Genomic DNA, 14,471 nt, shown 5'->3' with positions numbered 1-14,471 from the left:
TATTGATCCCCTATTATTTAACACCACCAATTTTGCCCAAATGTGTATCGTTAAATCCTGTTGGATATTTCAAACCATAGCCAAGGACGCGATCAAATTCGATATGAGCCGCCCATATTAAGCCGATGGATAATAAATTTTGATTATCTACCGCTAATCCAATGACAACCAATATAATCGCAAAAATTGTGGTATGAAATAGATTATAGATGGTACTGCCGATCCCACGCGAAACTTTATAAGCAATAATCGAAATATCGGGTACAAAAAATAAAATAGCAAAAAGCAGCCATGAACCTTGCATTTTCCAATAGATAAATATCACTGCGATTAAGAAAAATAATGCCTCGATGCGTAAAATAAGATTAGGCTTGTTAAATGAAAACATGGATAAATACCAAATGTGAGAAATATATTAAAGTTACCGATATTATTAAAAAATTAAAAAATAATGACAGCTTGGGCCATGTCTTGTTAAAAACCTGTTTGATATTTATTGTTTGGGTACAAGAAGAAAGCTATATTTTGCATAAATTGGGTTAGAGACAAATTTTATCGCAGCATCTATGCTTCGCTCAAAATGTTCTTGATATTTTCACCAACTTGGTGATCGATCGACCAACTGTCACCATTTGGATTTATCCGGCTGTTACGATTAAGTATCACCACCCAATATGGCTATATTATTTAAAGCTATATTATTTTGTCGAAGCTCTTCAATCGCAGTGAGGCACTGGATTTTAGTTAAAACCCAATTATTTATACCTTTATCGTGCAGAAAAACCCTTTTTCGAAAATGGTGCTTATTATGTTTTTTTAAAGAAAAAATATATGTGCAAATCATATTTTTATGATCGCTTAAATATAAAACTTGGCTACTCAATACCGTTGAATAGTTTATAACTGCCATAAAGGGCGATTGACGCCAAAAGGAATAAACTCTCATGACGCATCAGCAAATTTTTGCCTTTTCAATTATCGGTTTGATGATGTTCTTTTTCATTCTCGACCGATTTCGTTTTGATGTTGTGGCAGTTTGCACATTACTTATTGCTGTTGCAGTTGGAATTGTACCTGTCAGCGGTGAAAATGGTGCTTTTTCTGGGTTTAGTGACGATATTGTTATTATTGTCGGTAGTGCTTTATTGGTAAGTGCTGGTGTTGCGCGATCCGGCATTATGGAAAACCTCATTCAGCGTTATTGGCATGATACCGGATCTGTAAGAATGCAATTGGCGTTTTTGGTCATTGTTGTAACCATTCTTTCAGCTTTTGTTAAAAACATTGGTGCTTTGGCAATTATGCTGCCGGTAGCTTTCCAATTTGCGCGCCGCTCAAACGTATCACCGTCAATATTTTTAATGCCAATGTCTTTTGGCGCTTTGATGGGCGGCCTTATGACACAAATTGGTACGTCGCCCAATGTGGTTGTTTCGCGTATTCGTGAAAATATGACTGGCCAGTCATTTTCTATGTTTGATTTTACGCCTGTTGGCGCAACCATTGCACTTGGTGGCTTTATTTATCTTGTGCTTTTTTATTGGATTTTACCGGTGCGTGGTCGTAGCGAAGTTCCAAATAGCGAAGCCATTGAAATTCGTGATTATGTTTCTGAAGCAGAAATTGTAACGGGCTCACCCTATATTGGTAAAACCGTTTCTGAAGTTTTGCGTCCCGTTACGGGCAGTTTGATGTTGTTACAAATCATTAGGGGCGGAAAAAATATTGCGCCACTTCCTGATACGATCTTAGCTGAAAGTGACATTATCATCGTTGAAGGCAGTCCGAAAGCCCTTGATATTTTGATTAATACCGGCAAACTGTCATTATCTACGGGGCGGCCTATTCCAGAAGGCGATAAAAAACAAGAACTTGATGTTATTGAGGCTGTGATTACGGATAATTCGCCGCTTATCGGTATTTCCGCCAAGCGCCTTGCACTATTTGACCGCTATGATGCCAATCTTCTTGCGGTAAGTCGCCAGCGCGAGCGTATTCGTGCCCGCCTTGGTGAAATATCTTTTCGCCTTGGTGATGTTATTGTCTTGCAAGGGCGAGAACACCTATTACCCGGCCTTTTACGTGATTTAAAAGTTTTGCCGCTTGCCAAGCGTAATATTAATATTGGTAGCTTGCGCCGTGGGCTTATTCCATTACTTATCTTACTATTGGCAATTATGGTTACAGCTTTGCAGCTTGTGCCAGTTGCTATCACTTTTTTTGCCGCGGCAACCGCCATGGTTGTTTTTCGGGTTATTCCAGGTCGCGATATTTATAAAAGCTTAGATGGGCAAATATTAATAATGCTTGCCGCCCTTATTCCAGTTAGCCAAGCGCTGGAAACCACTGGCTGCACCAAATTGATTGGTGATTGGCTTTCTTATTCTGCAGCCTCGCTACCACCTTTTGGTGCGCTTGCATTAATTTTGGTTGCCGCCATGTTGGTGACACCTTTCTTGAATAATGCAGCAACGGTAATGGTTATGGCACCAATTGCATCAAGCTTTGCAACGTCACTCCATTATAAGCCGGAGGCTTTTTTAATGGCAGTTGCTATTGGTGCAGGGTGTGATTTTTTAACCCCCATAGGTCATCAATGCAATATGTTGGTTATGGCACCAGGAGGATATAAATTTAGTGATTATCCGCGCCTTGGGCTACCATTGTCATTTTTAATCCTCTTGATTTCAGTACCGATGCTAATGTGGGTTTGGCCATTACAATGATTGGACTTGAACATTTAAATCGCCGTTTAAAGCTGGCTTGGTCGCAGGCGCGCGCCAATTGGGTAGACGCTGCGCTTGCTGGTATTGCTGCGGGTATATCTTGGTATATTTCACAGCATTGGCTTGGGCACTCTCATCCTATTTTTGCGTCAATGTCGGCACTTATTTGTATTGCACCAGGGCTTACCAACCATGGCAAACAAGCCATTTATGTATTGATTGGTGTTCTAACCGGCGTTTTTGTTGGTGAAATGACGCTTTTATTACCGCCAATGGCAATTGAATTGCGCATTACTATTGTCGCCTTTTTGGGATTGCTTATTGGTTCTGCCTATGCAGTTGTTCCTGCGATTATTATCCAAGCGGGTGTTTCTTCGGTTATGGTCCTCGCAATGGGTGCGGAAGTCGCAGGTTTTACGCGCGTCATTGATGTGATGGTTGGAACTGGGATTGGTTTATTATTTAGCCAAGTGCTTTTTACGCCCGACCCAATTAAAGCCCTTCGCGCATCGGTTGAACGCTTTTTTCGAGAGCTTGCCAATAATTATACCTTAGCTGCCAATGCATTAGATGAAAATAATGTTGCGGCAGCCGTAAGCGCATTAAAAAGCTGTTCACGCACCCATATTGCTTTGGTTGCGTTAACCGGTGCTATTGATGTCGCACGCGATAGTGCACGCTGGACATTGCGTGGCCGTATTGCATCAAAACAAGTTACCGCTTTATCGGTGCGCTATGACCAAGCGGCGATCCGTCTTTATGCGGTAACATTGTTATTTTCTGAAGCTCTTGTCAATGCACTGCGCAAACAAGCAGAACCACCACCAGAATGGCTAAGTGACACTATTCGAGCTGTTGCTGATAATTGTCGGGTATTTTCCGGCGAAGGCGGACATTATACCGATTTTTCAAAGCCTGATCGCTCGATCCGCAGTGAAGTGCCAATTTCTTGGCGTAATTGCGTTAACGATATTGAAATGACCGAAAACACAATTGCACGCTTTTATAAAAGCCGCACACGAAAAGCGCGATTGCAAGCCCATAAGCGCAAGCAAATCCTTGATGCTGTTCGTGCTGAAATAGAACAAAGTAAAAAAGAAAAATTGAATAGCCTACAAGGGAATGTAGAAAAATAGACCTTATTTGTTAACTTATCACTTTATGAATAAAATACTTGCGATTGGCGATTATTTAATCACAATATAATTGATCGAAAACCGCATTATACTTAAAGGAGTTAATGATGACTGTGATACAAGAACTCCCTGTCGAAATTGAACAGCAAGTTACTGACTTTTTAAGTAAAGCTGGGGAATTAGCGCGTAGTGGAAATATCGCTTTAAGCATAGAATATGGCCTTGAAGCTTGGGATCTTATTCCTGAGCCTAAAGAGACGTGGATGATGTATCCGCAAATAATGTCAATCAATATGGCTAATAAATATGCCAATATCGGTAATTCTGAAGAATTTGCCAAGTGGATTGATATTGCTTTTAAAATGTATCACACCCCAGAAAAAACCGAGCTATCTGTTTTGAGTACCGCAGGTAAAGGCTATCTCAAGCTTGAGGATTATGAAAAAGCCTATCAAGCATTTCATCGCACCTATGAAATATATGGCAAAGGTGCTTTTAGAGGTGAAGATTTAAATCAATATAAATTCATGCTTTATTATGAAGGCGAAAAGCAAAAGGCAGTTTTGGATAAAAATGTGATAAAAACCTATCTTATTGAAAATGGCTTAATATCAAGCGCTAAAACTCCAGAAGTGGTTGATGAACTGGAAGATGACGAATTGCCTGATGATATTTATGAAGAAGTAGAAAATCTATCAGAGCAAGGGGAAGAGTTATTTGATAACAAGCAAATAGATGCAGCTATAAAAACATGGCAGCAAGCATTGAATTTATTACCAAAGCCGCAGCAAAAATGGGCGGCAAGCCTATGGCTTTATGCTGCATTGGGTGATGCCTATCAAAGTAAAGGCGATTATCAGGAGGCGCTATCTTATTTTGAACGCGGCTATCAGTCAGCGGAGGGCTATTTAAATCCCTATATCCTTTATTCAATAGGTACAAACCTATATGATTTAAACCGCAGGGATGAAGCAACCGATTATTTGCTACGCGCTTATATGTTAGAAGGTGATGAAATTTTTGATGAAGATGGTGAAATTTATTTAAACTATCTGAAGGAACAAAAGCTTATAAAGTGACGTTTTAGAACATGGCAATCATCCATTTTTTGTTGCCCAATATGAGTTTTTATAGCAGTCAAATTCACCAATGCACCATTTGGCAGGAGATTTGTCCTGTTTAATAAAGGTATTTAGGATAAATGCTGTAGGTTAACCACATAAACGCCAATTAACACACTCGATAGCGCATCGCCTTATTTATGTAATTTAGCGATAAGCTATCAAAATAGACATTGCAAGAATTTGATTTTTACGTTTCTATCAATGCACACTTGCTCAAATAAAGGGAATCATTTTTTGTTTCCTTGCCAATTTTCATCTAAAAATTTGCATTTTTTGCGATTAGGACTATAAGCAAGCTATTAAATACCGATCTGATTTAAAACCAGATTAAAAATTGAGTTGTAAAATCTACCATGACATTATTGATCATCGACACAGCTACGCGCCTTAGTGCTACCGCCCTTTTTGACGGCGATACTTGTTTGGTATTTGATACCAACCCACTGGAAAAAAGTCCTGCCGAACATTTAATGCAACAAATCGAAACGATCATGGAAAAGGCTGACAAATCCTTTACCGATATTGACCGTATCATCGTTAATACTGGCCCAGGTTCATTTACAGGTATTCGCATTGGAGTTTCTGCAGCACGTGGTTTTGGTCTTGCACTTAATAAGCCAGTCATTGGCATTTCCTTATTGGAAGCCAAAGCATTTTCGTTGCGCAACAGCCAATATGCAATCTCAATTATTGAGGAAGGTCATGGTGGCACCTTAATGGCGCAGCATTTCAATGCAGCAGGCTCACAGCTAACACCTGCCTATACTGCAAATGCCGATGATATTCGCAAAAATCTTATGGGTGAAATCTTGATGAGCGGCTCGGGTGCCGCAAATATTAAAAGCCCATTAATAGCGGCTCGCAAATCCCCGCAATATTTTGAAATATTACAATCCCTAGCCGTTCTTGGTGAACAAAAATCACCACAAGAAGCTCTACCCACCCCAATTTATATGCGCCCACCTGATGCTAAACCACAGGTAGGATTTGCCCTGCCCCGCATATAATCCCTACATCTATATGCTCTGCCAAACAGACTTGATAAATAGGCAGACTTGGCTTTGTAAATTTTAGCCAATTTTTGCCTCATCTTAAAATTTGATGGAGCCCATGCTAATGTTCGACCTAGTCGGGTAGCTAGGAATGGAGCATATCATCAGCATATGCATTTAAGTCAAGGAATGTAGTTATTATTATAACCACCTATCCATTTTTAATGACTTTTTCTCACGGGATCAGACGGGTTAAAAATGCTTAACGAGACTTCATAGCCTAAACTGCAGTTGAAGTTTTCAATAAATCATTCGGCAATAAATTATGCAAAAAAATTACTTAACGCGACGATGCTTTTTTGAGCAGCCGAGTATAGCAATGTAAATAAGTTGTCCATCATTACCAATAACTATTCCCTGAAAATATAATTATCCATCAACGATGACAATATCCCACTAATATCAAACTTTACAATATATATTATTATATTAGCAATTACTTAATTAAATAGTAAATTAGTATTTTCTTGATCATATATAAATTAAATTATAAATCTAGATTTATCAACTATTATAATGTAATATATCATTAAATTATATTTATTTACAAAATCGTGGGATATTATGAAACAGTTTTTATTAGCTAGTACAGCACTGGTGGGATTTTGTTTTTTAGGCGGCAATGCACAAGCGGCAGAATGTTTAGCATCATCCAATAGTACTTTTTCAATTGGCAGCAATGGTGCCGCTAATCCATCCAGCTGTTCCATCAGTTCTGTTAATTCAACTATTGGAGACAATAGTATTTGGGCAGGTGGTTTTGGTGTGTATAGTGGTCGAACAAGCAACACCATGACTATTGAAAATGATTTTTCTACCACTGTTAAAGGCAGCGCCGGCATCATAGTTTATGGCGGTGGTGGCACTACTGCAACTCAATCGGTTTTTGATGCAACGGGTAAAACAATTAATTTAACCATTGAAAATCTGACTGCAAACCCGCAAACTGGCGTTGGCGATAGAATTGCCAAAACCGGTCTTGGCGTGTCCCATGGTGGAATGGCAACCATAGGTACTCTTAATCTTACCATGCTTAATTTGCCGTCTGGTTCTGGTGGTGGCACTTGGGGAGTAGGTGACCGTTATGAGCATTATGGTGTATTGGCTGGTTCTACAGTTAATGCGGGTGAGCCAGAAGCTTTTAATGGGATGCAATCAAAGGCGGTTTTTGACAATTTAAATATTACTATGCAGTCTGAACAAGGTGGTTGGCTTTTCACTCGTTATCCATTATTGGCAGGCATCCGTGTCATTCAAGGTGCTGGCCAAAGTTCGGGTAACGGTGCGGCGGGTTATGTTGAAGTTAAAAATGACTTAAATATTAATCTTACAGCCCAAGCCAATGATGCTATTGGCATTTACGTGTCTGGTACGGAAAAAAATGGTGTCCGCCCAGAAGTGCGTATTCATAATAGTAATATTACAATTACCAGTACATCCACTCGCGCAAATGCGCTCCGCATTGGTAAAGAGTTAACTGTAGCAGGTACTGGTGAAGGACTTATAACTTCAACCGGCAATATGGTTCTTGATACGTTAAATGCACCTAATTCTTCTGCCATTGCGGTTGTTTGGCAGGGCGGTGTTTTAAATGCGGATGCTGATACAGCATCAACCACAATTAAGGCTGGCGGCCAAGCAATTACCATTAGTGCAAGTACAGATGCAACAAGCGTACAAAGTCAAACAAGTTTTAATAATCTTGTTGCCACGACAAGTTCTGCAACAGCTAATTTGATTGACGTCATGGGCAGTAATGTTGATTATTTGCTAAGTGTTCGTGGTGCAAACAGCAATCTTACTGCTGCAGATGGAGGTTATATTTTAAATATGACTGGTGGTAGCGTCAGCCAACCAAGCACCACTGTTTTTAATTTTGCTGACGGTAAAATGACTGGCCTTGTTAATAAGGGTGAAAATGCAACGCTAGATCTCAATGTTTCTAATAATGCCCAATGGATACTTGCCGCCAAAAATGGTACTACACCATCGACAACAGCAACATTTGACCAGTTAAATCTTACAAATGGCGCTCAAGTTATTGCTTATGGTGCATCTGATGGTAGTGCAAATTTCACCTTGCAAGGAAATGTGTTAAGTGACGCTGGTGTTTTAAATCTAAACAGTGGCGTTGCGGGTGATAGTTTAACAATTAAGGGCAATTATACCGGTCGTAATAATGCACTTTTATCAATAGATACCTTCCTTGGTAAAAGTGGCGCCTTATCCGATCGCCTTGTGATTGATGGTGGCCAAGTTGATGGCAATACTCTGGTGCGGGTCAATAATGTTGATGCAACCAATGCAGGAGGCAATACCGAGCCTGGACAAGGTATTAAAATTGTTCGTGCCATCAATGGCGCTACAACCACCGATGATGCTTTTGCATTAGATGCAACCGCATCCAATGCCTATACATTGCAAGGACAAACCATGGTTGGTGCCGGCGCCTATGCCTATGGGTTATTTAAGGGTGCTCAATCATCTACGGTAGCAGAAGATGAATATGGCGAAACCGAACTTCAAAATGACTGGTACTTGCGTTCGCAATTAAAGCCAGTTGAACCTCCTGTCGAGCCACCGGTTAAACCTCCCGTAAAACCCGAAGAGCCACCTGTGAAACCACCGGTTAAGCCTCCAGTAGATCCAGTAGAACCTCCAATTTTACCGGCCCCGCCCGTTTTTCAAGCTGGCGTTCCGACCTATGAGGCTTATCCACAATCACTGCTTAATTTAAACAGCTTACCAACATTACAACAGCGTGTTGGCAATCGCATTTGGATTAGTGCAAGTGATGGCTCACCTGTTGAAATAAATGTCGAAAATACAGGACTTTGGTCTCGTGTGGTTGGCAATCACAGCCATTTTGAATCCCAAAAATCAACCTCAGGAGTGGATTTTAATCAAAATACTTTTAAAGCGCAAATTGGTATCGATGGAAAGCTTTATGCAAATGACCATGGCAGCCTAATTAGCGGTATCAACGGATTTTATACGACTGGTAAAACCAAGACCAAATCATTTTATGGCGATGGTGAAATCACCACCGATGGTTATGGTTTAGGCGGAACTCTTACTTGGTATGGCAATGATGGTTTCTATGTCGATGGCCAAGCACAAGTCACCCTATATAACAGTGATCTAAAATCCAATTTAGCCAATCGCAACTTAGTAAGTAGCAATGATGGTTTTGGATATGCTTTATCAGCCGAGGTAGGTAAGCGCTTTAAACTTGATGAAAAATGGTCTATTACCCCGCAAACACAGCTTGTTTATTCTAATATTGATTTTGATAGTTTTCACGATATCTTCAATGCAGATGTCAGCCTAAAGCGTGGCGATAGTTTAGAGGCGCGTTTGGGCTTTGCTGTTGATTACGAAACCAGCTGGAAAAATGATCAGGGCTCATTAAATCGCACTCATATCTACGGCATTGGCAACCTTTATTATGCTTTACAAAGTGGCACCAGTGTCGATGTTTCCGGAGTTGACGTTTCAAATCAACAGCAACGCTTATGGGGCAGTGTTGGGGCTGGCGGTTCATATAATTGGAATGATGATAATTATTCAATTTATGGCGAAGCCCTCGTCAAGACCAGCCTCAGCGGTTTTGGCGATAGTTATGGTGTGAGTGGCCGTATTGGTTTTAGAAAAAAATGGTAGAAAATTCTATTACTATAACGGCTTAATTGAGCGCTTTTAGGTTGATAAATATTTAGCTAAAATAAAAAAGGCCGATACAAAATTTGTATCGGCCTTTTCTCTTAAATACTTTAATATTTATATCCCATTTAAAATTTGATTTTTTCAGATCTAAAGCCCATACCAACAATACGACCAGCAAAATGCGCAAGCGGTGGCCATTTTGCAATATAACGCATAAAGCTCGGTGGCGCTTTTTTCTTTTCCGGATCAAGGTTGCGCCTTTGGCTACTTTTTTGCATCATAAGCTGCAACTTTTGGGTCGCTTTAGTGGGGAATAAACGGCGTTTTTGTACCTTTGCCAAGTCTTTTATGCTAACATTTTTATTCTGCAATGGAATGTTTAATATATTGGTTGCAGCAACGGCATCTTGTATAGCAAGATTGACGCCAACACCACCAATAGGTGACATAGCATGGGCAGCATCACCAATGAAAAGAAGCCCCGGCTGCCACCACTGCTTAAGGCGGTTAATGCGGATAGATAAAAGGTGGACATCATCCCATGAAATGATCTCATCCATGCGGCTTGCTGGCAACGGTGAAAAGCGCGCAACTTCCTCGCGAAAATTTTCTAGCCCTTTTGCCTTTAGCTCTTCAAAACTACCCTTTGGAATGACAAAGCCACATTGCCAATAATCGCCGCGATCAATAAGAATAAAGCCCTGCCTTGGGCCGCCATGGCCCATTGTATAGGGTGGATCTTCCTTTTGGTGCGATAGCTTCATCCATAAAACATTGCTCGCCACACCAAACTCCTCCAAATCAAGGCCGGATTGTTGCCTTAGAATAGAGTTGCGCCCATCAGCGGCAATAGTTAAGGGTGCTTCAACACGGATATTGCCTTGCGCAGTTGTTGCTTCAACACCAACAACCTTATCATGCTCGTATAAAAGTTTGCGGCTTTGGCAATCCATGATGATGGAAAAATTATCAAACTGTTTGGCTTTGTCACATAGAAAGTTTAAAAATTCCCATTGCGGCATGAAAGCTATAAATTTGCATTTGGTGGATAGTTTGGAAAAATCGGCAATAGTGATATCTTTGCCATTAATTTCAGCATTTAATTTTTCGGCCCTTGTGTGGGAAATTTTTAAAAACTCGTCTAAAAAGCCCAACTGGTCAATGAGATCAAGGGTCGAGGGGTGAATAGTGTCGCCGCGAAAATCGCGCAAAAAATCACCATGTTTTTCAAGTAAAACGACTTGTCGTCCTTGGCGCGCCAATAAATAAGCTGCCATTAAGCCGGCAGGTCCTGCACCAACAACAATAATTTCAGCTTTGATTGTGTGGGAGATTTGATCGATAGAGGACATGTTAGCATTCCTTAATTTGATCATAGTATTTTAATCCAAAACACACCAAAAGCAAATAAATATGACTATATTAGTCATATTTATTTATAACTTCTAGAAAACATTTTACCAAATTTATAAAGACGCTACTGCTAAGATTTTTAACTGCCATTAAAACAAAAACCCCCGAAGAACATCTTCGAGGGTTTTTAAAAACTATTTAAGTTTTAAAACTTAAGCGTTGAGGCTTTTCAAGCGCTGAGCAAGACGAGAAACCTTGCGAGCTGCTGTATTTTTTTGGATAACGCCTTTGGTTACAGCGCGCATCAATTCAGGTTCAACTGTTTTGAAAATTGTTTGTGCTTCTTTTTTGTTGCCAGCAACAACAGCATCTTCAAACTTGCGGATGAAAGTGCGAACGCGTGAACGACGTGATTTATTGACCTCTGTGCGAGCTGCAATTTTGCGCACCGCTTTTTTGGCCGAAGCTGTATTAGCCATTTATCTCTCTCTTTTCTCGATAACGACCATCAAAAATAATGGCACGAAAATTAAATAACGGCACTTCGACCGTATAACTTTCCGCGCTTATACTGGATTAAGCAGCAAAGGTCAATGAGATTTTCCAGCACCCAAAAGCAAAAAACGCCGATTAACTCATGTTTTCAAAAGAAATTAATGTAAATTTTACCGATATTTTAAAAATCGCAATTTCATAGGCCGACTCGCGATTCTTATTACCTTGCATTTGACTTTAACTATTATTTGAGCTGTCTTTTGATTTATCATCGCTAAGTGCAGATAATTTATTACGTAATGATGTTGGTAATAATTGAGAGATGAGAATACCAGCAATAATTAACGCTGCACCAACTAGCGCAAAGGGGCCAAAACGTTCTCCAGCCATACGACCAAAAATACCTGCCCATACTGGCTCACCAGCATAAATGATGGTGGCTTTAGTGGGCGACACAGATTTTTGTGCCCAGTTCATTGCCAATTGGATAAGTGCTGTCATTGTGCCAAGCGCAAGTGCTGCCCAAAACCAGATAGGAGAAAATTGAGGGATAGATTCACCTGTAATTGGCATAGTGATAAAAGCGGCGAGCGATGCCACAATTAATTGCACCAAAGTAAGCCGGCGGCTATCAACTTCAGGTGCAAATCTGCCGATAAGAATAATTTCAATCGCAATAAAGAAGGCCGCAATGATAGTGATAATTTCACCAAAGGAAAAACTAAAACCGATATTTTGCGGATCTTTAATTAAGATAAGGCCGATAAAGCAAAGGCCAGCGCCAATCCAACTACCAAGACTAGGGCTGCGCTTCAATACGCCCCATTGCAGTAGTGGCACAAATGGCACATAAAGGGCGGTAATAAAAGCTGATTGGCTACTATTGATACTTTCGAGCCCCATAGTTTGCAGGCCATAGCCTAAATAAATAGATAGGCCAATGGCTGTGCCACCAATAATTTCTTTTTTGCTAAGGCCTCTTAATGCTTTGTGAAATACAATTGCAACAATCACGGCAGCAACAAAAAAGCGAAAACCTACAAAGAAAAACGGCCCGCTCTGGTTCACGGCCTGTTTAATAATCAAAAATGTACCACCCCAAAGAATGGTTACACCAATGAGAATAAGTTCTTGTGGGCGTAAAAAAGAAAAAGATTTCATTGGTCCATACTTGTTTTGGTGGGCTTGGTATTCTATTGGCGCGCTTTTAAAGCAATTTCTTATAATTGCAAAACGGTTAAATAATTCAAGCTATAAAGGGTAAATTTTGAGATTAGTTCGATTACAATTTAAACTGCAATGCAGTTAAATCAATATTTTTCCTAAAAAAGCAGCAAGGTCATTGGTTGTAAAATCAATATGACTTTGGTCGCTATCATCGCCTTGCGGTGTATCATGGGTTTGAGCTGCTTGTAATAGAGGTTCTATTAATACTGTTTGCATTTGTAAAGATTTTGGCACTTTCAAATTGCGGACAAGATCTTCAAACATTACGGCACGACTTGGGTCTATCGCAAACTCTGTTACAAAAATATCATAGGCTTGTTGTTTTGGTTTTGGAATATATTGAGCCGCCTTAATGTCAAATATGCCATCAAATAAGTTTTCAAGTCCAAGCCTTGTTAATACGTTGACCGCGTGGTTAAAATCACCATTGGTAAAGATGTATTTTTTGCCCTTAAGCCTTTGTAAATTTTGTCGAAGATTTGGCGCTGGGCTTAGCCAACTATAATCGATATCATGGACTTTATTTAAAAAATCTTCTGGATCAATGTCATAAAGATGCATCAAGCCAGATAGGGTAGTGCCATAATCACGATAAAGATCTTTTTGTAATTGGCGCGCACTGATCCTATCCATGTTTAGCAAGTTGCTAACATAGTCGGTCATTTTAATATCCACTTGTGAAAAAAGATGATCACCTGGTGGATAAAGGGTATTATCAAGATCAAACACCCAATAATCTATTTTTTCCGTTGGAAATTTTTGCGCGCCCATAAAAATACTTATCCGCGCACAATCAAAGTACCTGCACCGCGCTCGGTAAACAGTTCAAGCAAGACCGAATGAGCGGTTTTACCGTTAAGAATAACCACACCTTCAACCCCGCGTTGAATGGCTTCAATACAGGTTTCGACCTTGGGGATCATGCCACCGCTAATTGTTCCTTTTTCAATCATATGGCGTGCTTGACTAACCGTTAATTCCTTGAGTAACTTACCATTTTCATCAAGGACGCCGGGAACATCGGTCAAAAATAACAGACGCTTTGCAGTTAATGCGCCAGCAATAGCACCAGCAAATGTATCAGCATTGATATTATAGGTGTGACCATCGCGCCCTGGTGCGACTGGCGCAATGACTGGAATCATTTCTGATCGGGCGAGCAAATCCAGTAATGTGCGGTCAACTTCTACCGGCTCACCAACAAAACCAAGGTCAAGTACACGCTCAATATTAGAATCAGGATCGACTATCGTTTTACGAGCTTTTTCGGCAAAGACCATATTGCCGTCTTTGCCGCAAAGACCAATGGCCCATTCACCTTCAGCATTGATCATTGCAACGATCTCTTTGTTGATAGAACCTGCAAGAACCATTTCAACAATTTCAACGGTTTTTGCGTCAGTAACGCGAAGACCGCCTTCAAACTTTGATTCAAGACCCAATTTTTGCAGCATAGTTGCAATTTGCGGGCCACCGCCATGAACGACAATTGGATTAATGCCAGATTGCTTTAACAGAGCAATATCACGGGCAAAAGCGCGACCAAGTTCAGGGTCTCCCATCGCATGACCGCCATATTTCACAACAACATTTTTATTTTCATAGCGTTGCATATAGGGAAGAGCAGCAGAAAGCAGTGCCGCCTGTTTTTCGAAAATTTCTTGCTGGCTGTCAAAATTATCGCTCATGGAT

The 14,471-nt window shown here is 40.3% G+C and carries 11 protein-coding genes; 5 read left to right on the top strand and 6 right to left on the bottom strand.

Going from position 1 to position 14,471, the window contains the following annotated elements:
• Positions 1 to 13: 13 nt before the first annotated feature.
• The gene (locus N5852_RS03305; protein ID WP_262098999.1) at positions 14 to 388 is read right to left on the bottom strand and encodes a DUF4260 domain-containing protein; all 375 of its coding nucleotides are present in this window, start codon (positions 386 to 388) and stop codon (positions 14 to 16) included.
• Positions 389 to 944: 556 nt separating this feature from the next.
• Here N5852_RS03305 and N5852_RS03300 point away from each other — a divergent pair.
• The 5 genes from N5852_RS03300 to N5852_RS03280 all read left to right on the top strand — a co-directional run bounded on the left by N5852_RS03300 (position 945) and on the right by N5852_RS03280 (position 9,701).
• The gene (locus tag N5852_RS03300; protein WP_182418833.1) at positions 945 to 2,726 is read left to right on the top strand and encodes an SLC13 family permease; all 1,782 of its coding nucleotides are present in this window, start codon (positions 945 to 947) and stop codon (positions 2,724 to 2,726) included.
• Positions 2,723 to 3,862 (top strand): FUSC family protein, encoded by a 1,140-nt coding sequence (locus N5852_RS03295; protein ID WP_262098998.1) that lies wholly within the window; start codon positions 2,723 to 2,725, stop codon positions 3,860 to 3,862. Before N5852_RS03300 ends, N5852_RS03295 begins: the two co-directional genes overlap by 4 nt.
• A 107-nt stretch (positions 3,863 to 3,969) precedes the next feature.
• The gene (locus N5852_RS03290) at positions 3,970 to 4,941 is read left to right on the top strand and encodes a tetratricopeptide repeat protein (RefSeq protein WP_262098997.1); all 972 of its coding nucleotides are present in this window, start codon (positions 3,970 to 3,972) and stop codon (positions 4,939 to 4,941) included.
• A gap of 398 nt (positions 4,942 to 5,339) precedes the next feature.
• On the top strand, positions 5,340 to 5,993 hold the full coding sequence (tsaB, locus tag N5852_RS03285) for a tRNA (adenosine(37)-N6)-threonylcarbamoyltransferase complex dimerization subunit type 1 TsaB (RefSeq protein WP_262098996.1): 654 nt from the start codon (positions 5,340 to 5,342) through the stop codon (positions 5,991 to 5,993).
• A 609-nt stretch (positions 5,994 to 6,602) separates the two neighbouring features.
• Positions 6,603 to 9,701 carry an autotransporter family protein gene (locus N5852_RS03280; RefSeq protein ID WP_262098994.1) on the top strand — a complete coding sequence of 1,033 codons (3,099 nt, stop codon included), beginning with the start codon at positions 6,603 to 6,605 and terminating at the stop codon, positions 9,699 to 9,701.
• Between the two features lie 128 nt (positions 9,702 to 9,829).
• On the opposite strand, the gene N5852_RS03275 is transcribed toward N5852_RS03280, so the two are convergent.
• The 5 genes from N5852_RS03275 to argB all read right to left on the bottom strand — a co-directional run bounded on the left by N5852_RS03275 (position 9,830) and on the right by argB (position 14,467).
• The gene (locus tag N5852_RS03275) at positions 9,830 to 11,056 is read right to left on the bottom strand and encodes an FAD-dependent oxidoreductase (RefSeq protein WP_262098993.1); all 1,227 of its coding nucleotides are present in this window, start codon (positions 11,054 to 11,056) and stop codon (positions 9,830 to 9,832) included.
• 213 nt (positions 11,057 to 11,269) lie between these two features.
• Complete coding sequence (rpsT, locus tag N5852_RS03270; protein WP_262098992.1) at positions 11,270 to 11,536, bottom strand: 30S ribosomal protein S20; 267 nt, start codon at positions 11,534 to 11,536, stop codon at positions 11,270 to 11,272.
• A 253-nt stretch (positions 11,537 to 11,789) separates the two neighbouring features.
• Entirely contained in the window at positions 11,790 to 12,713 is a 924-nt protein-coding gene (locus N5852_RS03265; protein ID WP_262098991.1) for a DMT family transporter, read from the bottom strand.
• Positions 12,714 to 12,857: 144 nt separating this feature from the next.
• On the bottom strand, positions 12,858 to 13,550 hold the full coding sequence (locus N5852_RS03260) for a pyrimidine 5'-nucleotidase (RefSeq protein WP_262098989.1): 693 nt from the start codon (positions 13,548 to 13,550) through the stop codon (positions 12,858 to 12,860).
• Positions 13,551 to 13,558: 8 nt separating this feature from the next.
• A complete protein-coding gene (argB, locus tag N5852_RS03255; RefSeq protein ID WP_262098988.1) occupies positions 13,559 to 14,467 on the bottom strand; it encodes an acetylglutamate kinase in 909 nt (302 codons plus the stop codon).
• Between the last annotated feature and the right edge of the window lie 4 nt (positions 14,468 to 14,471).

The sequence above is a fragment of the Bartonella sp. HY328 genome (assembly GCF_025449335.1).
Taxonomy (GTDB): Bacteria; Pseudomonadota; Alphaproteobacteria; order Rhizobiales; family Rhizobiaceae; genus HY038.
Note: the sequence above shows the minus strand (reverse complement) of the source record. Positions and strands in the feature narration are given on the sequence as shown.

Excerpts from the sequence above, each read along its gene's own strand:
- N5852_RS03305 (WP_262098999.1), bottom strand. The coding sequence starts at position 388 with ATGTTTTCATTTAACAAGCCTAATCTTATTTTACGCATCGAGGCATTA.
- N5852_RS03300 (WP_182418833.1), top strand. The coding sequence starts at position 945 with ATGACGCATCAGCAAATTTTTGCCTTTTCAATTATCGGTTTGATGATG.
- N5852_RS03295 (WP_262098998.1), top strand. The coding sequence starts at position 2,723 with ATGATTGGACTTGAACATTTAAATCGCCGTTTAAAGCTGGCTTGGTCG.
- N5852_RS03290 (WP_262098997.1), top strand. The coding sequence starts at position 3,970 with ATGACTGTGATACAAGAACTCCCTGTCGAAATTGAACAGCAAGTTACT.
- tsaB (WP_262098996.1), top strand. The coding sequence starts at position 5,340 with ATGACATTATTGATCATCGACACAGCTACGCGCCTTAGTGCTACCGCC.
- N5852_RS03280 (WP_262098994.1), top strand. The coding sequence starts at position 6,603 with ATGAAACAGTTTTTATTAGCTAGTACAGCACTGGTGGGATTTTGTTTT.
- N5852_RS03275 (WP_262098993.1), bottom strand. The coding sequence starts at position 11,056 with ATGTCCTCTATCGATCAAATCTCCCACACAATCAAAGCTGAAATTATT.
- rpsT (WP_262098992.1), bottom strand. The coding sequence starts at position 11,536 with ATGGCTAATACAGCTTCGGCCAAAAAAGCGGTGCGCAAAATTGCAGCT.
- N5852_RS03265 (WP_262098991.1), bottom strand. The coding sequence starts at position 12,713 with ATGAAATCTTTTTCTTTTTTACGCCCACAAGAACTTATTCTCATTGGT.
- N5852_RS03260 (WP_262098989.1), bottom strand. The coding sequence starts at position 13,550 with ATGGGCGCGCAAAAATTTCCAACGGAAAAAATAGATTATTGGGTGTTT.
- argB (WP_262098988.1), bottom strand. The coding sequence starts at position 14,467 with ATGAGCGATAATTTTGACAGCCAGCAAGAAATTTTCGAAAAACAGGCG.